21 protein-coding genes are annotated in these 22,652 nt (G+C 72.5%); 5 read left to right on the plus strand and 16 right to left on the minus strand.

The features are described from left to right. A partial coding sequence (locus E1292_RS39885) for an MGH1-like glycoside hydrolase domain-containing protein (RefSeq protein WP_220447294.1) occupies nucleotides 1-2,941 on the plus strand: 2,941 nt, incomplete at its 5' end. A gap of 37 nt (nucleotides 2,942-2,978) precedes the next feature. Here E1292_RS39885 and E1292_RS39890 read toward each other — a convergent pair. Both E1292_RS39890 and E1292_RS39895 read right to left on the minus strand, forming a co-directional pair. Next, nucleotides 2,979-4,112: a sensor histidine kinase gene (locus E1292_RS39890; protein ID WP_132603860.1), complete on the minus strand. Its 1,134-nt coding sequence runs from the start codon at nucleotides 4,110-4,112 to the stop codon at nucleotides 2,979-2,981. Then, the gene (locus E1292_RS39895) at nucleotides 4,109-4,774 is read right to left on the minus strand and encodes a response regulator transcription factor (protein WP_132603863.1); all 666 of its coding nucleotides are present in this window, start codon (nucleotides 4,772-4,774) and stop codon (nucleotides 4,109-4,111) included. Before E1292_RS39895 ends, E1292_RS39890 begins: the two co-directional genes overlap by 4 nt. 142 nt (nucleotides 4,775-4,916) lie before the next feature. Here E1292_RS39895 and E1292_RS39900 point away from each other — a divergent pair, with 142 nt between their 5' ends. Further along, nucleotides 4,917-6,158 (plus strand): serine hydrolase domain-containing protein, encoded by a 1,242-nt coding sequence (locus E1292_RS39900; protein ID WP_132603866.1) that lies wholly within the window; start codon nucleotides 4,917-4,919, stop codon nucleotides 6,156-6,158. 63 nt (nucleotides 6,159-6,221) lie between these two features. Here E1292_RS39900 and E1292_RS39905 read toward each other — a convergent pair whose 3' ends face one another. From E1292_RS39905 to E1292_RS39950, 10 genes are all read right to left on the minus strand, one after another. Beyond that, nucleotides 6,222-7,403, minus strand: a complete 1,182-nt coding sequence (locus E1292_RS39905; protein WP_220447295.1) for a phospholipase D-like domain-containing protein — start codon at nucleotides 7,401-7,403, stop codon at nucleotides 6,222-6,224. Nucleotides 7,404-7,406: 3 nt separating this feature from the next. Then, nucleotides 7,407-8,450 (minus strand): ABC transporter ATP-binding protein, encoded by a 1,044-nt coding sequence (locus E1292_RS39910; protein ID WP_132603869.1) that lies wholly within the window; start codon nucleotides 8,448-8,450, stop codon nucleotides 7,407-7,409. After that, the gene (locus E1292_RS39915) at nucleotides 8,437-9,450 is read right to left on the minus strand and encodes an ABC transporter ATP-binding protein (RefSeq protein ID WP_132603872.1); all 1,014 of its coding nucleotides are present in this window, start codon (nucleotides 9,448-9,450) and stop codon (nucleotides 8,437-8,439) included. The genes E1292_RS39910 and E1292_RS39915 overlap by 14 nt, the downstream gene beginning before the upstream one ends. Before the next feature lie 2 nt (nucleotides 9,451-9,452). Beyond that, entirely contained in the window at nucleotides 9,453-10,322 is an 870-nt protein-coding gene (locus tag E1292_RS39920; protein ID WP_132603875.1) for an ABC transporter permease, read from the minus strand. Further along, nucleotides 10,322-11,248 (minus strand): ABC transporter permease, encoded by a 927-nt coding sequence (locus E1292_RS39925; RefSeq protein ID WP_132603878.1) that lies wholly within the window; start codon nucleotides 11,246-11,248, stop codon nucleotides 10,322-10,324. The genes E1292_RS39920 and E1292_RS39925 overlap by 1 nt, the downstream gene beginning before the upstream one ends. After that, complete coding sequence (locus E1292_RS39930; RefSeq protein WP_132603881.1) at nucleotides 11,245-12,294, minus strand: LacI family DNA-binding transcriptional regulator; 1,050 nt, start codon at nucleotides 12,292-12,294, stop codon at nucleotides 11,245-11,247. Before E1292_RS39930 ends, E1292_RS39925 begins: the two co-directional genes overlap by 4 nt. A 33-nt stretch (nucleotides 12,295-12,327) precedes the next feature. After that, nucleotides 12,328-13,875: an ABC transporter substrate-binding protein gene (locus E1292_RS39935; RefSeq protein WP_132603884.1), complete on the minus strand. Its 1,548-nt coding sequence runs from the start codon at nucleotides 13,873-13,875 to the stop codon at nucleotides 12,328-12,330. Nucleotides 13,876-13,887: 12 nt separating this feature from the next. Further along, a complete protein-coding gene (locus E1292_RS39940) occupies nucleotides 13,888-14,169 on the minus strand; it encodes a hypothetical protein (RefSeq protein WP_220447296.1) in 282 nt (93 codons plus the stop codon). A gap of 65 nt (nucleotides 14,170-14,234) precedes the next feature. Then, nucleotides 14,235-15,194 (minus strand): DUF6772 family protein, encoded by a 960-nt coding sequence (locus E1292_RS39945; RefSeq protein WP_181958364.1) that lies wholly within the window; start codon nucleotides 15,192-15,194, stop codon nucleotides 14,235-14,237. 290 nt (nucleotides 15,195-15,484) lie between these two features. Further along, entirely contained in the window at nucleotides 15,485-15,955 is a 471-nt protein-coding gene (locus E1292_RS39950) for a PPOX class F420-dependent oxidoreductase (protein WP_132603890.1), read from the minus strand. Between the two features lie 114 nt (nucleotides 15,956-16,069). Here E1292_RS39950 and E1292_RS39955 point away from each other — a divergent pair, with 114 nt between their 5' ends. Then, nucleotides 16,070-16,777, plus strand: coding sequence for a ThuA domain-containing protein (locus tag E1292_RS39955; RefSeq protein ID WP_132603893.1), 708 nt, complete (start codon nucleotides 16,070-16,072; stop codon nucleotides 16,775-16,777). Nucleotides 16,778-16,846: 69 nt separating this feature from the next. Beyond that, a complete protein-coding gene (locus E1292_RS39960; protein ID WP_246090649.1) occupies nucleotides 16,847-17,884 on the plus strand; it encodes a Gfo/Idh/MocA family protein in 1,038 nt (345 codons plus the stop codon). A gap of 124 nt (nucleotides 17,885-18,008) precedes the next feature. Here E1292_RS39960 and E1292_RS39965 read toward each other — a convergent pair whose 3' ends face one another. Then, complete coding sequence (locus E1292_RS39965; protein WP_132603896.1) at nucleotides 18,009-18,908, minus strand: class I SAM-dependent methyltransferase; 900 nt, start codon at nucleotides 18,906-18,908, stop codon at nucleotides 18,009-18,011. A 350-nt stretch (nucleotides 18,909-19,258) separates the two neighbouring features. On the opposite strand from E1292_RS39965, the gene E1292_RS39970 reads away from it, so the two are divergent. After that, nucleotides 19,259-19,882 (plus strand): methyltransferase domain-containing protein, encoded by a 624-nt coding sequence (locus tag E1292_RS39970; protein ID WP_132603899.1) that lies wholly within the window; start codon nucleotides 19,259-19,261, stop codon nucleotides 19,880-19,882. Between the two features lie 148 nt (nucleotides 19,883-20,030). Here the strand turns inward: E1292_RS39970 and E1292_RS39975 are convergent, their stop codons facing one another. Genes E1292_RS39975 through E1292_RS39985 form a run of 3 tightly spaced genes read right to left on the minus strand, consistent with a single transcriptional unit; the run spans nucleotide 20,031 to nucleotide 22,332 of the window. Next, a complete protein-coding gene (locus tag E1292_RS39975; protein ID WP_246090650.1) occupies nucleotides 20,031-21,035 on the minus strand; it encodes an NAD-dependent epimerase/dehydratase family protein in 1,005 nt (334 codons plus the stop codon). Then, a complete protein-coding gene (locus tag E1292_RS39980; protein ID WP_132603902.1) occupies nucleotides 21,032-21,670 on the minus strand; it encodes a TIGR04282 family arsenosugar biosynthesis glycosyltransferase in 639 nt (212 codons plus the stop codon). Before E1292_RS39980 ends, E1292_RS39975 begins: the two co-directional genes overlap by 4 nt. Continuing rightward, a complete protein-coding gene (locus E1292_RS39985; RefSeq protein ID WP_132603905.1) occupies nucleotides 21,667-22,332 on the minus strand; it encodes a glycosyltransferase family 2 protein in 666 nt (221 codons plus the stop codon). The genes E1292_RS39980 and E1292_RS39985 overlap by 4 nt, the downstream gene beginning before the upstream one ends. Nucleotides 22,333-22,652: the final 320 nt, after the last annotated feature.

Below are 22,652 nucleotides of genomic sequence, written 5' to 3' on the forward strand. Positions count from 1 at the left end.
GAGGAAGTCCGTGCCCCCGCCGGTCTACCCGGAGGTCGGCAGGGGCACGGACTTCCTCGACCACCGCGCGCTGCTGACCGGCCTCGCCGAGCCGGAGTGGTACGAAGCCAACATCCCGTTCCTGGACGTGCCCGACCAGGAGATCCAGGACGTCTACTACTACCGCTGGAGCACCTTCAAGCGGCACATCCGCTACACCGACTCCGCGACCGGCCACATCATCACCGAGTTCCACAACGCCCCCGGCTACGCCGCGCCGCTCGGCGGCATCGTCGCCGCCGCGGGCCACCACGTGTACGAAGGCCGCTGGCTGCGCGACACCCGCCCGATCGACGACTACCTCACCTACTGGCTGAAGGGCCCCGGCGCGGGACCCAAGCCGAAGGAGGACTACGTCAACGAGGACACCGACGACTGGGCCCACCAGTACGCGTGGTGGGCCGCCGACGCCGCCTACCAGCGCTACCTCGTCACCGGCGACGCGTCCTTCGTCGAGGACCTGCTGCCCGACCTGGTCCGCCAGTACGACAAGTGGGGCGGCCAGTACGACGAGCGGCTCGGCCTCTACTGGTCGGTGCCGGTGTGGGACGCGATGGAGTACACCGCCTCCTCCTACGAGACCGACCCGGAGGACCCCTATCACGGCGGCGCGGGCTACCGGCCGACGCTGAACGCCTACCAGTACGGCGACGCCAGGGCCATCGCGGCGATCGCCGAGATGCGCGGCGACAGGTCGCTGGCCAGGACGTTCGGGCGGCGGGCCGGCGCGCTGCGCGACGCCCTGCACCGCCACCTGTGGGATGAGGAGCGGCAGTTCTTCTACCACAAGGCCCGCGCCGACCTGGACCCCGAGCAGAAGCTGGTGTCCACCAGGGAGCAGATCGGGTTCGTGCCGTGGGCGTTCGGCATGGCCAGGCCCGGCACCGAGGGGGCGTGGGCGCAACTGCTCGACTCGCGGGGGTTCGCCGCGCCGTACGGGCCGACGACCGCCGAGCGGCGCAGCCCGCTGTTCATGAAGGACGCGCTGAGCGGCTGCTGCCGCTGGAACGGGCCGAGCTGGCCGTACTCGACGTCGACCACGCTGACCGGGCTGGCCAACCTGCTCAACGAGCGCGACCAGGACGTGGTGACCGCCGCCGACTACTACCGCCTGCTGCGCGGCTACGCGCTCACCCAGTACAAGGACGGCCGCCCGTACGTCGCCGAGGCGCACCACCCCGACGAACCGCGCTGGATCTACGACGGCAGGGGCCACAGCGAGCACTACAACCACTCCACCTTCAACGACCTGGTGATCAGCGGCCTGATCGGGCTGCGCCCGCAGGCGGGCGGCGAGGTCGTGGTCAACCCGCTGGCCCCCGCCGGATGGACGCATTTCGCGCTGGAGAACGTGCCCTACCACGGGCACAACGTGACGGTCCTGTGGGACCGCGACGGCACGAGGTACGGCCAGGGCAAGGGCCTGCGCCTCTACGTGGACGGCAGGCTCGCGGCCGCGCGGCCCGGGCTCGGCGAGCTGGCCGCCCGCGTGCCGGGCCGCGCTCCGGACCGCGCCGCGCGCCCGAGCAACGACGCCGCGAACCCGCACGGCGCCGGCCACCCCAAGCCGTTCGCCTCCTACACGGGTGGCATCGACAGCGTGTGGGACGCCGTTGACGGGCGGATCTTCTACGACGACATCCCGCACAGCCGGTGGACGAACTACCGCTCGCCGAACGCCGAGGACCATCTCGGCGTCGACTTCGGCGTGCCGACCCGGGTGAGCGACGTGCGGTTCCACACCTACGACGACGGCGGCGAGGTGCGGGCGCCGGCGTCGTACCTGCTGGAGTTCCTGGACGGCGGGGCGTGGCGCGAGGTGCCGGGCCAGGAGCGCACGCCGGAGCGGCCCGCCGGCGCGGCGCTGAACCGGGTCACGTTCCCCGAGCTGACGACGACCGCGATCCGGCTGGTGTTCGTGCCGCGGCCGGGCGCGTACGTCGGCGTCACCGAGCTGCAGGCGTGGTCGCCCGCCGCCGGCGACACCAGCCTCGACGTGTCCGTCACCGAGCAGGGCACACCCGCCGCCGTCACCACGACGTTCGCCAACCACGGTCGCGGGCCGGCCACGGGGGTGAAGGTCGAGCTGGCCGTGCCGCCCGGCTGGTCCGCCGAGCCGCGCGGCAGGACCGAGACGCCCGTGGTGCGGCCGGGCGGCGAGTTCACGGTGCGCTGGCGGGTGTCGCCGCCGGACGGCGACGGGCCGCGCCCCGACGTGCACCCGGTGCGCGCCTTCGCCGCCTACGACGGGCGGGCGCGGGCGGTGAGCGCGTACGCGCACGTGGAGCGGGAGCTCGACCCGGCCGCGTACGCGCGGGTCGAGGTGGAGGACACGTTCGCCACCGACACCTCCGCGCGCTACACCGTGCACCGGCCGGAGGACGGCGAGGCCGAGCCGGACATCACGGCCGGCGGCGGCAGGTTCGCGGGCAGCGGCGCGCGGCCGTTCTTCGGCGTGGTCGCGGGACCGGCGGGGCCGTCGTCGGCCGACGCGATCAGCATGGTGACGGCCGGGAGCTTCGCCGGCACCGGCAGCGCCGAGGACAGCGTGTTCGTCGGCTGGGTCAAGGACCAGGACGACTACGTGACCGCCTGGTACAACCACACCCGCAAGCAGTCGGGCATCAACGTGCGGGTCGGCGGCCGGTTCCTCGACACGCCCGGTGACGCCGCGCTGACCCTGGAGCCCGGCGACCGGTTCGCGCTGGTGTTGTCCGGCGACACCATCACCTCCTTCGCCCGTACGGCCGGGACGGGTGGCGAGTGGCGGCGGCTGCGCACGGCCTCGATCGGCGACACGCTGGCCACCCCGCAGGCCCGCGAGGGCTTCCGCCACGGCTTCGGCCTGCGCGGCACGTCCGGCACGATCGCGATCGCGGGCCTGGAGGGCCGCAGCGGCTGAGAGCCGTCTCTCGGAGAGGTGCCCGCCTGATCCCTCGTCAGGCGTCGCCCGGGAAGCCGGCCCGCACCTCGAGGCCGCCGCCGGGAAGCGCGCGGGCGGTGAGCTCGGCGTGGTGGGCGGCGGCGACGGCCGCCACGATGGACAGCCCGAGCCCCAGGCCGTGCCCGTCCGCGGTCCGGTCGCCCGCGAGCCTTCTGAAGGGCTGGAACAGGGCGTCGACCTGGTCGGCGGGGATGACCGGCCCGCTGTTGCGCACGCGCAGCGTCGGCCGTCCCGCGTCGATCCCGGTCCAGACGTGTGCCCAGCCGCCGGCGACGTTGTGGCGCACGGCGTTGTGCACCAGGTTGGCCGCCAGCCGTTCGACCAGCCGAGGATCGCCCGCTGTGCGGGCGACGGCCAGGGCCGCCTCCACCCGTACCCCGCGTGCGGCGGCTTCGGCGCGGGCGGAGCCGAGCGTGGCCTGGGCCGCCTCCGCCAGGTCCAGATCCTCGTGCTGGTCCAGCCCGCGCTGGCTGCGGGAGAGGGTGAGCAGCGCCTCGATGAGCCGTTCCTGGCCCTGGTTGCTGGTCAGGACACGTTCGCAGGCGGCCCGCAGGTCCCGCACGCCGGCGTCGGGATCGGCCAGCGCGATCTCCAGCAGGCTCCGTTCGAAGGTCAGCGGGGTACGCAGCTCGTGGGAGGCGTTGGCGACGAACGCCCGCTGCGCCTCGAACGCCGCCTCCAACCGCCCGAGCAGCCCGTCGAAGGTGTCCGCCAGGTCCCTGATCTCGTCATCGGGTCCTTGAGAGCCGAGCCGCTGGTGCAGATCGCGTGCGGAGATCTCCCGCACGGTCGCCGTGATCGTCCGCAACGGACGCAGCACCCGCCCCGCCACCACCCAGCCCAGCCCGACCGCGGCGAAGGTCATCAGCACCAGCGCCAGCACCGACGCCACCAGGAACCGCCACAGGTACTCGGCCCGCCGCTGGACCGGCGGCTCCACCACCGGCACCGGCCGCTCGAACACGTCCCGCAGGCGGGGTGCGGCCGGCGGCTCCACCTTCACGAACGGCGGCCCGTGGACGACGAGCACGTACGTGACGGCGAGCAGCACCGCGCCCGCCCCGAGGAACAGCACTCCGTACAGCAGCGTGAGGCGCAGCCGGACCGTCCACCGGGCGAACGGCTTCATGCTGACCACGGGAGCCGATACCCCGCCTGAGGGACCGTTTCGATCAGCGGCGGGTCGCCGAGCTTGCGACGCAGGCGGCTGACGGTCACCTTGACGGTGGCGGTGAAGGGGTCGGCGGCTTCGTCCCAGGCACGTTCCAGCAGCTCCTCGGCGGAGAGCGCGCGGCCCTGGGCGGCCAGGAGGAGCTCCAGCACGGCGAACTCCTTGGGGCTCAGGTCGAGCCGGCGGCCTGCCCGCGTGGCGACGCGGCGGCCGGGATCCACGCGGAGCTCGCCGTGTGCCAGGATCGGCGGCACCGCGGGTTGCGCCCGCCGCGCCAGCGCCCGGACGCGGGCCACGAGCTCGGCGAAGGCGAAGGGCTTGGGCAGGTAGTCGTCCGCCCCGACGCTCAACCCGTCCACCCGGTCGTCGATCGTGGCGGCCGCGGTGAGCATCAGTATCCGTGCCGGATACCGCTCGCGGACCAGCGTGCGGCACACCTGATCGCCGTGCAGGCCGGGCAGGTCACGATCCAGCACGACGACGTCGTAGCGGTTGACGGAGCTGCGCTCCAGCGCTCCCGCCCCGTCGTACGCCACGTCGACCGCCAGGCCCTCCCGGCGCAGCCCGCCCGCCAACGTCTCGGCGAGCTCCCGGTGATCCTCCACCACTAGCACCCGCATCGCGCATCCCCCAGATCATTCGCATGCGAGTATCACCGGCGAGGGGTTACAACGCGGTAAAAGCCGCCGTTCCCTCCTGGTAACCGGCATTCCGCTGGTATTGCCTCCCGGCGATCCACCAGCGATTCCCAGGAGGGGACTCATGCTCGTCCACAGCAGCCGACCGCTCGTCCGCCGGTTCGGCACGCGCGTCCTGACCGTCGTCTCGGCCGCCGGAATCGTCGCGACGGCGACCGCTGCGGCGCCGCCCAAGCCGTCCGCACCGCCGGCCGTCGCCGCCCCCGCCGTGCCGCAGCCGGACAGCGCGGCCCAGGAGCGGCTGCGCGACGACGTGCGGGCCGTCCACGAGACCGGCGTGGTAGGCGTCCTCGCCGAGGCCAGGACCGGTGCGGGACGGTCGTCCGCCCGCTCCGGGGTCGCCGACCGCAGAACCGGGGCGGCCATGCCGCGCGACGGCTACTTCCGGATCGGCAGCACCACCAAGACCTTCGTCGCCACGGTCGTGCTCCAGCTGGTCGGCGAGGGCAGGCTGTCGCTGGACGACACCGTCGACACGTGGCTGCCGGGCGTCGTCAGCGGCCACGGCAACGACGGGCGCGAGGTCACCGTACGCCAGCTCCTGCAGCACACCAGCGGCATCCCCGAATACCTCCGCCCCGCCACCTCGCCGGAGCAGTGGCGCCGCGAGCGGCTGCGGCGCTGGCGGCCCGAGCAGCTCGTCGCCCTGGCCATGGAGAAGCGGCCGGCCTTCGCCCCCGGCGCCGAGTGGGGCTACTCCAACACCAACTACGTCCTCCTCGGCATGATCATCCATAAGGTCACCGGCCGCACCTGGCACCGGGAGGTCGAGCGGCGCATCCTCACCCCGCTGAACCTGCGGCACACGCTCGTCCCACGTCTCGACCCGCGCCTGCCCGACCCGCACGCCAAGGCCTACGCGCGGTTCACCCCGGACGGCCCGCTGACGGACGTCACCGTGCACGACCCGAGCCAGGGCGACGCGGCCGGGGCGATGATCAGCACCACGGGCGACCTCAACCGGTTCTTCCGCGCGCTGCTGGGCGGGAAACTCCTCGCCCCGGCGCAGCTGGCGCAGATGCGGCAGACCGTTCCGGCCACGGCGCTTCGGCAGATGGGCCTCACCGGGGCCGCTTACGGCCTCGGCCTGATGTATCTCCCGCTGACCTGCGGTGGCGGCTACTGGGGCCACGGCGGCGACGAAGCCGGCTTCTCCACCCGGGTGGGCGTGACCGAGGACGCGGAGCACAGCGTGGCGGTGGAGACGACCTCCCGCTCCCTCGGCGATCTCGACGCCCTGCTGCGCACCGGCCGCGCCCTCTCCACGCTGGTCGACCACACGCTCTGCGGCGCCGCCCGGCCCTAGCGAGGCCCTACGCGGGCCGGCGTGCGCAGCGCCGGGCAGCGCATGTCGTGACCGGCCGCCCCGCTACGCCTGCGTCGCGGGCGATGCCACCTCGCGCATGCGCTCGAAGTTCGCCACGTACTGCTCGTACACGCCCCGATTGTTGAGCCGCAGCAGTACCTCGTCGTTGCGGCGCAGCGAGGTCTCGTTGTAGTTGTGGCTGCCGGTGAACACCCGGCGGGCGTGGCGGTCGCCGTCGTACGAGCCCTCGACGAGCAGGTATTTCGAGTGGACGCGGCCGGGCAGCGAACCCCCGTCGCCGAGGGCGCGCAGCTCGACGCGCGGCTCGGCCTGGAGGAGCTCCTTGACCTCGTCGTCCATGATCCCGTAGACGATCCGCACCGTACAGCCCTGGGCGGCCAGGTCACGCAGCCGCTGCGGGATCGCGACGCGGTAGGTGTCCCACTCCGACATGCCGACCCTGATCGTCGTCCCGCCCCGGCAGGAGACCTTGCCGAGGTGATCGACGATGGGGTCGCCGCTCGCCTTGGGGAAGAAGTGGGCCCGTACGGAGCCGCCGGGCCCGCCGGTCTGGACGACCCGGTAGTAGTCGAGGTTCTTGCGCTCGGCGGCCAGGTCGGCGAAGTAGCCGGCGTAGGCCGCGTACAGGCGCCGGTTGCCGGGCAGGACGACCGCGTTGTTCCAGTACGTCGTGGAGTTGAGGTCGGTCAGGTTGGCCGACGACTGCACCACCACCTCGGAGGCGTCGCCGGTGCGCGAGAACAGGTAGAACTTGTTGTGCTGGCCCTTGTTGCCGATGCAGGCGGCGGTGCCGCCGGAGGGCGGGCCGGTGCACACGTGCAGCCAGGAGCGCGCCGAGGTGTCCGTGCCCAGCGCCGCCGCCAGCTTCTCCGCGATGGCCGCGCCGCGCCTGTCGCCGTCCAGGACGACCTGCACGTCAACGTCACGCTGGTGCGCCTTGACGAGCTCGTCGGCGAACTCCGTGCCCGCGGCGCCCGACATGACGAAGTGGGCGACCTGGATGCGGGCGCCCGAGGGCGTCTGCCGGACGAGGCCGCAGAGCTTCCGGACGAGCGCCGCCCCGTCCCCGCTCACCGGGTCGTTGAAGACGGCAGCCGTCGTCACCGGCGTGGCGGGCGCGTCCGCGCAGGTGCTCGCGGAGGCGGCGGCGGGGCCCGCGCCGGCCAGCACGGCGGTGGCCATCAGGGCGCCCGTGGCGAGCGCGGGCAGGAACGTGCCTGGCATGGATCACTCCTTCATGGGACGGCCGCCCTCGGGCGCCGTCGTGGCGGGGGGTGGAAGCGCTCCGGGGAAGTGGCAGGCGACCGGGTGACCCGTGTCCCGTTCGACCAGCGCCGGTTCCTCGTCGCGGCACCGATCCTGGGCCCGCCAGCAGCGCGTACGGAAACGGCAGCCTGTCGGCGGGCGCAACGGTGAGGGAACATCTCCGGTCAGGACGATCTCGCCGTGCTCGCCGTCCTCGTCGGCCCGCCAGTCGTCCAGGCTGGGGGCCGCCGACAGCAGAGCCTGCGTGTACGGGTGGGCCGGGCTCCGGTAGATGTCCTCCTTGGAACCGGTTTCGACGATCTTGCCCAGGTACATCACCGCCACCCGGTCGCACAGGTGCCGGACGACGCCCAGGTCGTGCGAGATGAACAGGTACGACACGCCAAGGTCGCGCTGCAGCTCCTGCAGCAGGTTGAGGATCTGCGCCCGCACCGAGACGTCGAGCGCGGACACGGCCTCGTCGCAGACGATCAGCCGGGGCCGCACGGCCAGCGCCCTGGCGATGCTGATGCGCTGGCGCTGCCCGCCCGAGAACTGGTGGGGGTAGCGGCCGGCGTGCTCGGCGCGCAGGCCGACGCGCTCCAGCAGGGCGCGCACCTCGTCGTCCCACCGCTCGCGCGGCACCAGCCCGGGGTGGATGCGCCACGCCTCCTTGATCAGGGCGGCGACGGTCATGCGCGGGTTCAGCGAGGCGTACGGGTCCTGGAAGACGAGCTGGATGTCCCGGCGCAGCCTGCGCAGCTCCTTGGCGGGCAGGGTGCCCAGGTCGCGGCCGTCGAAGAGGACCTTGCCGCCGGACGGGCGCACCAGGCCGACGATGGTCCGGGCGATCGTGGACTTGCCGCACCCGGACTCGCCGACCAGCCCGACGGTCTCGCCCGCGTGGACGGTCAGGCTCACGCCGGCCACGGCCCGCACCTCGCCGCCGGGCCGGCCGATCCCCGGCCGCAGGCGGTAGCTCGTCACCAGGTCGGACAGCTCCAGCAGGGGCTCAGCCTCGGCCATGCGCGATCACCTCCTCCGCGAAGTGGCAGGCACTGGCCCGGCGGAGGCCGAGCTCTCGCGGCGCGGGATCGTCCGTGCGGCAGACGTCCCTGGCGAACGGGCAACGCGGGTGGAAGGCGCAGCCGGCGGGCCGCGCGGCCAGGTCGGGCGGCCGGCCCTCGATCGCCTCCAGCGGGGCGCCGATGTCGCGGGGATCGGGCACCGCCCGCATCAGGCCCAGCGTGTACGGGTGGGCGGGCCGCTCGTACACCTCGGCCACGGTGCCGGTCTCGACGATGCGGCCCGCGTACATGACGGCCACCCGGTCGGCCGCCCGCGCGACCACGCCGAGGTCGTGGCTGATGAGGATCATGCCGAGCCGCTCGGCCCGCTGCCGCTGCCGCAGCAGCCGCAGGATCTGCGCCTGGACGGTCACGTCCAGCGCGGTGGTGGGCTCGTCGGCGATGAGCAGCCGCGGGTCGAGCGCCAGCGCCATCGCGATCATCACCCGCTGCCGCATGCCGCCGGAGAAGCGGTGCGGATGGTCGTCCAGCCGCCGCTCGGCGTCGGGGATGCCCACCTGCGCCATCAGCTCCGCCGCCCGTCGGCGGGCCTCCGCCCGGCCGGCGCCGCGGTGCCTGCGGAACATCTCCGCGATCTGGTAGCCCACCGTCAGCGACGGGTTCAGCGCGCTCAGCGGATCCTGGAAGATCATGGAGATGCGCTCGCCCCGCAGCGCCTGCCACTCGCGGTCGGACAGCCCGACGACGTCGCGGCCCTCGATCGCGACGCGCCCTCCCGCGATCCGCGCCGACAGCGGCACCAGCCCCATCAGCGTCTGGGCGGTCACGCTCTTGCCGCTGCCGGACTCGCCGACGATCGCGAGCGTCTCGCACTCGCCGACCTCGAAGGAGACCCCGCGCACGGCCCGCAGCGGACCCGCGGGCGTGTCGAACTCCACGGCCAGGTCCTCGACCTCCAGCAGCGGGGTCGCGGATTCGTTCGCCCTCTCGTCCGGCATCGTCACAGCTCCGTCATCGGGTCGGAGGCGTCGCGCAGCAGGTCGCCGAGGACGCCGATGCTCACCACGACGAGCGCCAGGGCGGCGCCCGGCACGGCGGCGATCCACCAGGCGGACGCGAGGTAGTCGCGGCCCTCGGCGATCGTGGAGCCCCAGGACGCCTGAGAGGCGGGCACGCCGAGGCCGAGGAAGCTCAGCGACGCCTCGGCGACCATGGTCAGGCCGACCTGCACGGTGGCCGCGACCATCAGCGGCGGCAGGCACGACGGCAGGATGTAGCCGGCGAGGATGCGCGCATGGGAGGCGCCCATCACCCGCGCCGAGTCCACGAACTCCCGGTCGCGCACGGCGAGCGCCGAACCGCGCACCACCCTGGCGAAGATCACCCATCTGGTGACCGCCAGCGCGATGATCACGTTCACCATGCTCGGGCCGAGGACCCCGGCCAGCAGGATGGCCAGCAGCAGGCTGGGGAAGGCGAGCTGGATGTCGCCGACCCTGGAGATGATCCCGTCGGCCCAGCCGCCGAAGTAGCCCGCGAGCAGGCCGAGCAGCAGCCCGACCGACCCGCCGACGGCCACGGTCACCAGCGCGACCGTCAGCGAGGTGCGCATCCCGGCCAGCACCTCGGCCAGGATGTCCTGCCCGACCTGGTCGGTGCCGAGCCACGCCATCGCGCCGTCGGACAGCCGGGTGCCCGGCGGCAGCAGCCGGTCGACCGGGCTGGTGCGCGCCGCGTCGTACGGCGCCAGCAGCGGCCCGAGCAGGCCGGCCAGCACGAACAGCAGCACGGTCCCGAGCGCCAGGTGCGCGCGCAGGGGCAGCGCGGCCAGCCGGCCGGCGAGTGTCGCGCCTCGCACGTTCACTGTCATCAGGCGTTCTCCAACTGGATCCTGGGATCGAGGTACACGTAGAGCACGTCGACCAGCAGGTTGAGCAGGATGTAGCAGACCGTGATCACGGTCAGGACGGCCTCGACCACGGCGTAGTCGCGGAAGGTGATCGAGTCGATGAGCAGCGACCCGATCCCGGGCCAGGCGAAGATCACCTCGACGATGACGCCGTTCGCGATGAAGTAGCCCATGAGCAGGCCCAGCATGGTCACCACCGGCACCAGGGTGTTGCGCAGCACGTGGATGTAGAAGACCACCCGGTGGCTCATGCCCTTGGCGTGGGCCGTGCGGACGTAGTCCTGGTTCATCTCCTCGAGGATCCCGGTGCGCACGAGCCGGCCCAGCCAGCCCACGAACGGCAGCGCCAGCGTGAACGCGGGCAGCAGCAGGCTGACCATGGTGCCGTCGGCCGTGCTGGGCAGAATCTGCAGCCAGCGCGCGAAGATGAGCGAGAGCATGATGCCGATCCAGAACGGCGGCAGCGCCTGGCCGACCAGCGAGGACACCGAGACCAGATGGTCGGCCCAGGTGTTCGCGCGGCGGGCGGCGAACGAACCGGCCGCGAAGCCCAGCACGATGGTGATCACCATCGCCCACGCCGACAGGGACAGGGTCGAGCCGAGACGTTCCAGGCAGGCGTCCAGGGCGTTCACGCTCTGCCGCCACGAGTGGCCGAAGTCGAGGGCGACGACGTCCCGCATGTGGGTGGCGTACTGGACGAGCAGGGGCTCGTCGAGCCCGAGGTTGCCGCGCAGCTCCTCCAGCGCCTCGGGCGTGGCCTGGCTGCCGAGGATCAGCTCGGCCGGGTCGCCGGGCAGCACGCGCAGGGCGATGAAGACGATCGTGATCGCGCCCCAGATCTGGAGCAGCGCCTGGGCGAGCCGCCGTCCGAGATAGGCGGTCATGTGCCGCCCCCGCCGCTCGACGCCCGCACGACCAGGCGGGGCGGGAACAGGACCTGCTGCGGCGCCCCCGCCGCCTCGCCGAGCCGCCGCAGCATGCGGTCCACGGCGGACACGGCGATGTCCGCGGCGGGCAGTTCCACGGTGGTGAGCGAGGGGATCACGTAGGGGGCGAACGGGTGGCCGCCGTAGCCGACGACCAGGATGTCGTCGGGGATCCGCAGCCCGGCCTCGTCGGCGACCCGGTAGACGCCGAGCGCGAAATAGTCGTTGCCGGCCACGAACGCCATCGGGCGCTGCGCGGACCGCACGACCTCCCTGGCCAGCCGGTACGCCTCGCTCGGGTCCCACGGCATCGCGCTCTGCTCCAGCCGCCGGGTCGGCACCCTGATCATGGTGTCGGGCTCGACGGGCAGGCCGCTGTCGGCCATGGCCCGCCGGTAGCCCTGGACGCGGTCGGCGACCGCCGAGACGCCCAGGTCCTCCTCCAGGAAGTAGATCTTCCTGGCGCCCTGGGCGATGGCGTGCCTGGCGGCCTCGTAGCCGCCCTTGACGTGGTCGACGCCCACCAGGTCGGCGTTGAGCTCGGGCACGTCACGGTTGATCAGGACCAGCGGGACCCCGGCCGCACGGAACCGCCGCCAGTGCTCGGCCCCCTCCTGCACCGTCACCACGAGCACCCCGTCCACGCCGCGGCGCAGCAGCTCCTCGGCCGCGCGCCGCTCGTTGGCCAGGCTCTCCTCCGTCGCCATCAGCAGTAAGGAGTAGCCGTGCCGCCGGCAGTGCTGCTCCATCCCGCTGATGAGCTGGGCGTAGAACGGGTTGGACGGATTGGTGATCACCATGCCGAGCGTGCTCGCTGAGCCGAGGACCAGCGACCTGGCCGTGGAGTTGGGCACGTAGCCCAGCCGCTCGGCCTCGGCCTTCACCCGCTTGCGCGTCTCCAGGCCGACGCTGTCCTTGTCGGCGAGGGCTCTGGAGACGGTGTTCACGGAGACGCCGAGGCTCTCGGCGATGTCCTTCAATGTCGTACGGCGTGCCTCACGCATGGCGCTCCCGGGCCGGGTCTGGTCTCGCACGGATCACCCGGTGGTCGACACCGTGCGGAACTCGGGCTGGCTGTTGGCCGCGGGGACGAAGCCCGCGACGGAGGAGCGCAGCCCGTACGTGGCGGCCAGCGCCGCGGGGAAGACGCCGACCGCGTCACGCCAGATGATCTCGCATGCCCGGCCGTACAGCGACTTGCGCTCATCCTGGTCGGAGGTGGCCTTGGCCTTGGCGAGGAGGCCGTCGAGCTCCTTGTTCGCGTAGCCCATGCGGTTGGCCTCGCTGGTGTAGAGCCGGCCGAGGGTGTAGTCGGCGTCGCCGGTGGTCACGGTGTTGACCTGGAGCTCGATGTCCCAGTCGAGCGCCGTCAGCCGCTTGAGCCAGGCCGCCTTCTCGATCTGCTGCGGCTCGACGACCACGCCGACCTTGGCCCAGGCCGAGATGATCGACTGGGCCAGCTCGGTGGCGAGGGGCCCGGTGTCCTTGAACCACATCATCGAGGTGCGGATCCCGGAGCCGTGACCGGCCTCGGCCAGCTCGCGCCTGGCCAGGTCGGGGTCGTACGCGTAGGGCTTCTGCGGGGCGTGGCCGAAGACGGCGGACGGGATCGGGGCGTCCATGACGGCGGCGGCGTCGCCGTACAGGCTGGAGACGATGGTCTTGATGTCGAGCGCGTGGAGCAGCGCGCGGCGCACGCGCGGGTCGGAGAAGGGTTTCCTGCCGCAGTTGAACCAGGTGAGGAAGTAGTTGACGCCCGGCTTGCTCTCGATCTTCACGCCGTCGACGCCGCGCAGCCGTTCGAGCTCGTCGGGCGGGATGATCCAGGTGACGTCCACCTCGCCGTTCTGCAGCGACGTCATGCGCGTGGAGGACTCGGGGATGTACGGCAGGCGCAGGCCGGCCAGTTTGGACGCCCCGCCCCAGTAGCCGGGCGCGGGCTTGAGCAGCAGTTGTGACGACGGCGTGAACGACTCGACGGCGAAGGGGCCGCTGCCGATCGCCTTGCGCGACAGGTCGCCCTTGCCGATCTGGGCGGCGGGCAGGATGAAGGCGAGGGTCAGGTTCACCAGCAGGGTGCCGACGGGCTCCTTCGTGGTGATCGTGATGGTGCTCGGGTCGGGAGCCTTGATCGTGTCCACCGTGGACCACAGCGGCTTCTGCGGGCCGTCGGAGGCGGCCAGCCGCTCCAGCGACGCCTTGACGTCGGCCGAGGTCAGCTTGCTGCCGTCGTGGAAGACGACGCCGTCGCGGAGGGTGAACTCCCACGTCGTCTCGTCGGGCTGGCGCCACGACGTGGCCAGGCCGGGCGTCGCCTTCGCGCCGTCCCAGGCGACGAGCGTGTCGTAGATCTGCCGGTTGGCGAGCAGCGACGCCTCGTCCACTGCGCTCGCGCCGTGAGGGTCCAGGTCGTTGATCGCCTGGTAGAACGCGGCGCTGAGCGGCCGGTTCCCCCCTGCGGCCGGTCCCGTCCCCTTGCCTCCGGGGGCGCATCCGGTGACGAGGCCGGGGAGGGAGGCGCCGGCGGCCCCGGCTCCCAGGAGGGACAGGAACCGCCGCCTGCCCACTCCCTCCGTTGCCGTCATGTCGAGCTCCTCTCAGCTCTTGAGTGCCAGGTAGATCAGGACCTTGGCCTTCGGGTCGCCGCCGGTCAGCGTGGCCCGCAGGCGCAACCAGTGACCGAACTCGCGCACCCGCATGGACACCAGCCCGGGCTCCGTGGCGACCTGCTCGGCACTCTCGTCGTCGTCGCACCAGTGCAGCCCGTCCGGGGAGATCTGGGCGGTCAGCCGCAGGCCGGGGTTGTCGCCCTCCAGCGCCAGGGTCCGTACGAACCAGCGCGCCTCAGCAGCCCACCCGGCCTCGTACGGCTCGGTCACGAAGTCTGCGGTAAAAGTGCTGTTGCGCTCAAGAACGGCGGTAAGAGCGTGCCTCATGCCGGTGTTCACCAATCCACGGAAATCAGTGCGGAATCAAGGAAAAGGAAGTTGCGTACCGGAGAGTGGGTGCGCACGCTCACATAGAAATTGAGCAGGTTCTCCAGGCCGTCGTACTTGTCGGGATAGGCGGGCACCGGGACCTGGCGCATGTCCATGATCCGGTCATTGACCTGCAACTCGATGTTCGTGCGGGTCCTGGTGTCGAACTGCCAGCGCAGATAGTGCCAGTTGACCTTGGTCGGCACCTCGTTGTAGCAGAGGAACTGCGGCTCCTCGTCGAGCGGGCGCCAGTCCTCGGGGTCGGGCGCGGTGAAGTCCTCGGTGGGCGACAGGTTCTCCTGGTTGTGCAGGTTCTCCCTGGGCGTCGGCTCGGGCACCACGGGGTACATCCAGCGCCTGGTGAAATTGTGGTCCAGGTCGGTGTTCTGGTAGCGGGCGACGCAGTGATAGCGGATGCCCTCGCCGTCGCACAGGTCCGTGGCCACCGTGAACGCCCCGAACTGGGCCTCGGACGGGTGCAGGTTGCCGTCCCACTCGATGTCGCCGAAGCTGTTGCCGAGCGAGGACTCCGCGGTGGCCGCCTCGCTCTTGTAGGTGAAGTACGTCTCGAACTGCACCACCCCGCGCCTGGCCATGGTCAGCCGGCGGATCGCCACCGCGGTGTGACCGGTCACCGGCCGGGTGGCGACCTTGAGCGCGTAATTGCCGCTCATCGCGGCGTGCGTGCCGATGTCGAAGAAATCGCACGAGCTGAGCTGCGGCGGGCGGAAGTCCCGCATGTGCACGTCGACCGTGTCGAGATTTCCGTGGCCGTCGTGGTTTCCGATGAGTTCGCACCAGCCGTGCGTTCCTGTATTGAACTCGTCGAAGGCGAGTATGCGGGGGAGCGGGTTGAACTTGGAAAGTTTGGGGTCTGCTGCGATCAGCGCGCGCCGGAGGTCATCGGCCGGAACATGGGTGTCCACGCTCAAGGGGGCGTCCTTCTCGTCGACAATTACCTGGGTGAGGATGAACGTTCACGTGAACGTTAATTCCAGGTTTCGAGGACGCTAACCTGCGAGATTGCGGATGTCAAGGGACCTACGCGGACATGCCCGACGAGAGGTCGCGGCCACGCGCGTCAGCGCCGTGCGCAGGTTCGTGCTCCAGCGCCCGTGCTCAGCGCCGTGCCCAGGTTCGTGCTCCAGCGCCGTGCTCATGAGGCGGGCGGCGACGCCCGGTGGCGCCGCCGCCCGATCGCACGACTGTCCGGGTCTCAGTCTCCGGACACCAGCCGCGCGGGGAACCCGCCGGTCGCGATGGGCCCCCAGCGCTCGATGTGCAGGCGGATCAACGACTTGTCCTGGCGCCGCATGGCCGCCCTGTACTCGTCCCAGTCGGGGTGCTCGCCGGCGATGCACCGGTAGTAGCCGACCAGCGCCTCCAGGGCCTCGGGCATGTCGAGCACCTCGGCGCGGCCGTCCACCTGGACGTACGGGCCGTTCCAGTCGTCGGACAGCACGCAGATCGACGCCCGCTCGTCCCGGCGGGCGTTGCGCGCCTTGGCGCGGTCGGGATAGGTGGAGACCACGATCGTGCCGCCCTCGTCGACGCCGCAGGAGACCGGCGAGAGCTGCGGCCGCCCGTCGGCGCGGGTGGTGGACAGCAGGCCGTGATGCCTGGGGCGGAGGAAATCGAGCAGCTCGGGGAGCTCGACGCGGCGTGCGGTAGCGATGTTCGGAGCCATCTCCTGTGCCTTTCACTCAGCTGAGGTCACGATCCTTTCACCGGCCCGGCCTCCTGGAACGCGGGGCGGGATGCGACCATCGGAGTCGTTGACCATAGAGCGATGGGTGATGGCATGACAGGTGAGAACGGCAGGAAAGCCCTTGTGGTGCGGGGAGGCTGGGAGGGGCACGCCCCCGTCGAGGCCACCGAACTCTTCGTGCCCTTCCTGGAGAAGCAGGGGTTCGAGGTGGTCAGGTCGGACTCTCCCGCACCGTACGCGGACGCCGCATTCATGTCCGGCGTCGACCTCGTCGTGCAGTGCTACACCATGGGCACGATCGAGCGGGCCGAGTTGCAAGGGCTGGAGGCCGCGATCCGGGCGGGCACCGGGATGGCGGGCTGGCACGGCGGCATCGCCGACTCCTTCCGGAACTCCTCCGACTACCTGCACCTCATCGGCGGGCAGTTCGCCTGCCACCCGGGCAAGGAGCCGGACGCGGCGGACGCGGGCACGCAGGAGCACTACTTCGTCCCGTACACCGTGAACATGTCGCCCGAGGCGGCCGGGCACCCCATCACCGAGGGCATCGCCGACTTCGACCTCGTCACCGAGCAGTACTGGGTGCTGACGGACGACTACATCGACGTGCTGGCCACGACCACGCAGCGGGTGCGCCCGTGGGACCCGTGGCACCGCGAGGTGACCTCGCCCGCCCTCTGGACCCGGCGGTGGGGAAAGGGACGGATCTTCGTCGCGACCCCGGGGCACAGCGTCGACGTGCTCCAGCACGACAGCGTGCGCACCGTCATCGAAAGGGGCATGGTGTGGGCGAGCCGGTGAACGTGGGCGTCGTCGGGTGCGGCGCGATCTCCGCCCAGTACTTCCGCACCATCGAACGGCTGCCGCAGGGTGCGGCTGGTCGCGGTGGCCGACCTCGACCTCGACAGGGCACGGGAGGCGGTGCGGCCCTACCCCGGCACCGACGTGCTGAGCGTGGCCGACCTGATGGCCGACCCGCGCGTCGACGTCGTGCTCAACCTGACCGTCCCGGCCGCCCACGCCGAGATCGCGTTGCGGGCCATCGCCGCCGGAAAGGACGTCTACTGCGAGAAGCCCCTGGCCGCGAACGTGGCCGACGCCGCGCGGGTGCTGCAGGCGGCCGGCGAGGCCGGGGTACGCGTCGGCTGCGCGCCCGACACGGTGTTAGGGACGGGCACGCAGACCGCGCGCAAGGCGATCGACGACGGCCTGATCGGGCGGCCGGTCGCGGCCACCGCGACGATGATGACGCCGGGCCACGAGCGCTGGCACCCCAACCCCGACTTCTACTACGCCCCCGGCGGCGGCCCGCTGCTCGACATGGGCCCCTACTACATCACCTGCCTGGTGACGCTGCTCGGGCCGGTGGCGACCGTCGTCGGCGCCGCCGGGCGCACACGGGCCAAGCGCACGATCGGCTCGGGCCCCCGCCAGGGCGAGGAGATCCCGGTCAGCGTCGACACCCACGTCACCGGGGTGCTCGTGCACGCGTCAGGGGCGCTGTCCACGCTCGTGATGAGCTTCGACGGGGTGGCGACCAAGTCGCCCAACATCGAGGTGCACGGGGAGAAGGGCTCGCTCGTCGTGCCCGACCCGAACCACTTCGACGGCGCCGTCCTCGCCTCGGTGCTGGGGGAGGAGAGCTGGCGAGAGCTGCCGGCGGCGGCCGGCTACGTCGAGGCCGGGCGCGGCGTGGGACTGGCGGACCTCGCGTCGGCCGGCCCCCATGCAGCCGGGGGCGCGGAGCCGCGCGCGGGCGGATCGCTGGCCTTCCACGTGCTCGACGTCATGGAGTCGCTGCTGGACGCGGCGCGTTCCGGCACGGCGGTGACCATCGCGAGCACCTGCGAACGCCCCCCGCCCGTGGCCCTGCGTTCCCTCGGCGACGGGACTGACGGCACGCCGTAGGCGTAAGACGCCCGGGCGCTCAACCCGTCAGGCGAGCGGCCGAGCAGCGAGGAGAGGCTCTCCCCGACGTGTCCACGTGGGGCGTGGGGCCGAGCGGCGGCAGGTTCTTCACGGCCTGTCCACGTCAGGCGGCCGCCCGTTGGAGGTGCCAGACGACGATGGCGGGCGCGCCGTCGACGGCCGCCCGCGCCCCCTCGGGCGCGAGGTCGACCAGGACCCACGGCCACAAATCCCACGGCCCGAGTGACCCCGGCTCGCGCGGCGGATCCTTCGGCTCGGGGACCTCGGCGCCGGGCTCTCGCGGCTCCTCGCAGCGGCGGACCTCCAGCCCTGCCCGCAGGGCGGCGCGCACGTAGTCGCCGATCCGGTGGTGGTAGGTGGCCACGCGGGCGGGCCGGTCGTCCGCCAGCCGCAACGACGGGATGATGCCGCGGGCCACGCCCTCGGGATGGATGTCGGAGATCACCACGTGCCCGCCCGGGCGCAGCACCCTGGCGAACTCGGCCAGCACCGGATCCAGCGAGGGGACATGGGTGAGCGCCAGGGAGCAGACGATCAGGTCGACGGCGGCATCCTCGACCGGCAACCGGTCGAGAGGGCCGAGACGGAAGTCGCCCTCCGGCACCCGCTCGCGAGCGCGGGCGAGCATGTCGGGCGAGCTGTCGACGCCGATGATCTGGTGGCCGCGACCGGCCAGGGCCGCGGCGAACCGTCCCGTGCCGCACGCGGCGTCGAGGGCGACGCCCACCGGCAACTCGCCGACGATCTCCTCGACGATCGGCTCGTCGTAGGAGAACGTCGAGTTGGGGCCGTCGTACGTCTGCGACCAGATCCGATAGCCCTCGACCGTGTCGACCCGGACGACGTCGACGGCGGCATCGGCCAGTGCCGGATCGTCCAGCAGGCGCCGGATCTCGGCGATGCGTGCCTCGACGAACGCGCGGTCATGCTCCCCGGTGAAGGAGCGCATCAAAGCCATGCCTTGCAGGCCGAGCACGTAGGCCAGGGGGTTCTCGTACGTCACCGGCGACACGCTAGCGACGCGGCGCACGCGCGGGCCAACGCTTTTCTCGCTGGGTGAATGCGCAGCGTGATGAGGAATAACAGATGGTATATCCGGTAAGGACACCAGCATTCGACATCGGCTACGGGGGGATGAGTGCCGGACGAGCCGCCCGGACGCGCGCGTGGCGCGCCCACGGCAGTAACCGACGGGGCCGCGCGGCCGTGGCCGCGCCCCGGCCCACCCGACCCGCGTCCGGCTCCGCCTGACTCGCGTCCGGCGGGCCCTTCCGGCCGGGGCGTTACTACGCGCGGCATCGTGCCGGACGTCACGGGGACACGGGTTCGGTTCCCCTCGGGAGCCGGGGCGCCATGATCGGTACGTTCTACGAGCACAATCTACGAGGACGGTACGTCGAGGTCGAGTACTCCGACGGCCGCGTCCGCCCGCTCGCCGCCGAACGCTGGCTGCGGCCCATCGACGGCGACGAGGACGTGCTGGACCGGTGCGGCGGCCCAACACTGGACGTCGGCTCGGGAGCCGGCCGGCTGACCGCGGCGCTCGCCCGCAGGGGCATCTTCGCCCTGGGCATCGACATCACACCGCTGGCCGTCGAGCTGACCCGGCGCGCGGGCGGCCTGGCTCTGCTCCGGTGCGTCTTCGAACCCGTTCCCGGCGCCGGGCTGTGGGCCGAGGCACTGCTGGCCGACGGCAACATCGGGATCGACGGCGACCCCGTGGCGCTGCTGCGGCGCCTGCGGCAGCTGGTCAGGCCGGGTGGATCCGTGCTCGCCGAGGTGCGCCCGCCGGGCTCGGGGAGCACGGTGGACCGCGTACGGCTGCGCCACGGTGGCCGCACCGGCGACTGGTTCCGGTGGGCGACCGTCTGCGCCGACGACATCGGCCCGCTCGCCGCTGGCTGCGGCTTCCCCACCGTCGACCTGTGGACCACCGCCGGCCGTTGGTTCGCCACCTGCACCGCCCCGACACCGTAGCGGGAGGCCCAGCGGGGACGTGGTGACGTCCGTGGCGTGGCCTGGCCTGGCCTCGCCTGGAGTGTTGCGGTGCGAAGGTGGTCGGGGCTCAGGTGTGTGGCGGGGTAGTTCGGTTAAGGCGTGTGGTGTGGTGGTGGGGTGGTTCGGTTCAGGCGAGTGGCGCGGTGGCGAACTCCTTCATGCCCTCCGCGAAGCGGATCCGCGCACGGAAGCCGAGCTCCGCGGCGGCCCGGTGCGGGGCGGCCACGATGTGGCGCACGTCGCCCAGCCGGTACTCCCCGGTGACGACCGGTTCGGGGCCGCCGCGCTGCGCCGCCAGTTCCCTGGCCAGCTCGCCGACGGTGTGCGGCTCCCCGCTGGCGATGTTGTACGCGGCCAGGCATCCCGGCCGTCCGCCGGTGAGGGCGGCGACGTTCGCGCCGGCGACGTCGCGGACATGTACGAAGTCGCGCGTCTGCCCGCCGTCCTCGAACACCCGGGGCGCACGACCGGCCTCCAGCGCGGACCGGAAGATCGCCGCGACCCCCGAGTAGGGGGTGTCCCTCGGCATCCTGGGGCCGTACACGTTGTGGTAGCGGAGGGCGACCGCGGTCCCGCCGGTCTCGCGCGCCCAGTTGGCGGCGAGGTGTTCCTGCGCGAGTTTCGTGGTGGCGTAGGCGTTGCGCGGATCCACCGGCGCGTCCTCGTCGATGGGGGAGTAGCGCACCTGGTCTCCGCAGCGGGGACAGCACGGCTCGAACGAGCCCCGCGCCATGTCCCCGGCCGAGCGCGGGCCGGGCCGTACCCGGCCGTGCCGCGCGCAGTCGTAGGCGCCCTCGCCGTAGACCACCATGGAGGAGGCCAGCACCAGCCGCCTGACGTGGCGGGCGGCCATCGCGGCCAGCAGCACCGCCGTGCCGTACACGTTGGCCGAGACATAGTCGGGCAGGTCGGCCACGTTCACGCCGAGGCCGACCTTGGCCGCCTGGTGCACGACCGCGCCGGCGCCCGCCAGCAGCCGGTCGAGCAGTACGGGGTCGCGTACGTCGCCGCCGGAGCGCAGGTCGAGCGGCACGACCTCGTGACCGGCCGCCTCCAGCGCCTCCACCACGTGACTGCCGATGAACCCGGCGGCCCCCGTCACCACCACCGTACGGCCGCGCGCGCCGGTCACAGCCGCGTCCCGGTCCCGGCGAGCGCGGCGGCGTAGCGGGTGCGCGGAGCCAGCGCCGCCACCTCGATCGCGTCCGCCATGGTGTCCACGTCGGTCAGGCACGGCAGCGACGCGACGCTCATCCCCGCCTCCTCCATCCGCCGCAGCTGGATCTCTCCGGTGTCCGGCTCCGACATGGGCACGCCGAGCAGCAGCGCGGGGTCGGGGTCGCGCAGCCCGAGCAGCCAGAAGCCGCCGTCGTTGGCGGGGCCGAACACCGCGTCGCGGCCGTCGAGCAGCGCCACGGCGTCGGCCAGCAGGCCCGGGGTGATTTGCGGGGTGTCCATGCCGATCAGCACGACGGGTACGGGCAGCAGCCGGTACGCGTCCTCGAAGGCCGCCGCCAGCCGCTCGTCCAGGCCGCCGCCGCGCTGCGGGAGCACGGTGAAGCCGGCGGGCAGCCACGCTCCGGGCGCGCCTTCGAGAACCAGCACCCGGCGGACGGCCGGCGTCTGGGCGACCGCGCGCAGCGTGTCCTCCAGCGCGGCCCCGGCCACGGTGGCCGCCTCCTCGGGGGTGAGCGGCGGTACGAGCCGGGTCTTGACCTTCCCCGGCACGGGCTCCTTGGCGATCACGACGATCTGCGTCCGGTTCACGTGGTTCCGTCCTGGCGGGCCATGACCCGCCGCATGTCGCCGATGGCCCGCAGGGTGCCGCGTACCGTGCCGGTCACCTTCGAGCGGCCGTTGCGGGGCAGGTAGTCGACATCGACTTCGACGATGCGCCAGCGCGCCGCTGCCGCGCGCAGGACCATCTCCAGCGGGTAGCCGAAGCGCCGGTCGACGATCCCCAGCCGGAGCAGCGCGACGCGCCGGCAGGCGCGCATCGGCCCCAGGTCGCGCAGCCGGGCACCGGTACGGCGGCGCAACCGCCTGGCCAGCACGGCGTTGCCGAGCCTGGCGTGCGCCGGCCACGACGCGCCGGGCCGGCGGACCCGGCGGCCCAGGACGAGGTCGGCCTCGCCGGCCATGACGGGCCCGCTCACCCGGGGCAGCTGTTCTGGATCCAGCGACGCGTCGGCGTCCATGAAGCACACGACGTCCGCGGTGGCGGCGGCGAGCCCGGCGTGGCAGGCGGCGCCGAACCCGGTCCGCGGCTCGCTCACCACCGTCGCGCCGAGCTCGGCGGCGATCTTCGCGGACCCGTCGGCCGAGCCGTTGTCGACCACGATCGGGTGGAAGCCGTGCGGCATCCGCCCGAGCACCCACGGGAGGGCCGCCGCCTCGTTGAGGCAGGGCAGCACCACGTCGATCTTCATGCCGCCGACGCTACTGCGATGCCCCGGTTCGCACCCTTGCGCCGGGTGCCGTCTTTCCGAGAAATGACCAGCTCAGAGCCTTCAGGAGAACCGGCCACGGCACCCGGGCCGCCGCACCCAGGACCGGGCGGCCCCACCCGGCCCGGCCACCGGCTCGAACACCCTGCGGCCGTCCGCGGAACGCATCGTGTCCAGGCGGCCGGGCGGAATCGGGCGCGGGGTGCGTCGGGCGTGCGGGCCGTCCGCGGGACGCGTCGTCCGGAAGACCGTCCGCGGGGCGCATGGTCCGTGCGGGTCGGGCGCGGGGTGTCGTCTGGGAG

Origin of the sequence: Nonomuraea deserti (genome assembly GCF_004348685.1) — a bacterium.
GTDB classification, from domain to species: Bacteria; Actinomycetota; Actinomycetes; order Streptosporangiales; family Streptosporangiaceae; genus Nonomuraea; species Nonomuraea deserti.

Coding starts and splice junctions, on each gene's coding strand:
- E1292_RS39890 (WP_132603860.1), bottom strand. CDS start 4,112: ATGAAGCCGTTCGCCCGGTGGACGGTCCGGCTGCGCCTCACGCTGCTG.
- E1292_RS39915 (WP_132603872.1), bottom strand. CDS start 9,450: ATGCCGGACGAGAGGGCGAACGAATCCGCGACCCCGCTGCTGGAGGTC.
- E1292_RS39895 (WP_132603863.1), bottom strand. CDS start 4,774: ATGCGGGTGCTAGTGGTGGAGGATCACCGGGAGCTCGCCGAGACGTTG.
- E1292_RS39930 (WP_132603881.1), bottom strand. CDS start 12,294: ATGCGTGAGGCACGCCGTACGACATTGAAGGACATCGCCGAGAGCCTC.
- E1292_RS39955 (WP_132603893.1), top strand. CDS start 16,070: ATGACAGGTGAGAACGGCAGGAAAGCCCTTGTGGTGCGGGGAGGCTGG.
- E1292_RS39950 (WP_132603890.1), bottom strand. CDS start 15,955: ATGGCTCCGAACATCGCTACCGCACGCCGCGTCGAGCTCCCCGAGCTG.
- E1292_RS39920 (WP_132603875.1), bottom strand. CDS start 10,322: ATGACAGTGAACGTGCGAGGCGCGACACTCGCCGGCCGGCTGGCCGCG.
- E1292_RS39985 (WP_132603905.1), bottom strand. CDS start 22,332: ATGAAGATCGACGTGGTGCTGCCCTGCCTCAACGAGGCGGCGGCCCTC.
- E1292_RS39910 (WP_132603869.1), bottom strand. CDS start 8,450: ATGGCCGAGGCTGAGCCCCTGCTGGAGCTGTCCGACCTGGTGACGAGC.
- E1292_RS39970 (WP_132603899.1), top strand. CDS start 19,259: ATGATCGGTACGTTCTACGAGCACAATCTACGAGGACGGTACGTCGAG.
- E1292_RS39900 (WP_132603866.1), top strand. CDS start 4,917: ATGCTCGTCCACAGCAGCCGACCGCTCGTCCGCCGGTTCGGCACGCGC.
- E1292_RS39925 (WP_132603878.1), bottom strand. CDS start 11,248: ATGACCGCCTATCTCGGACGGCGGCTCGCCCAGGCGCTGCTCCAGATC.
- E1292_RS39905 (WP_220447295.1), bottom strand. CDS start 7,403: ATGCCAGGCACGTTCCTGCCCGCGCTCGCCACGGGCGCCCTGATGGCC.
- E1292_RS39935 (WP_132603884.1), bottom strand. CDS start 13,875: ATGACGGCAACGGAGGGAGTGGGCAGGCGGCGGTTCCTGTCCCTCCTG.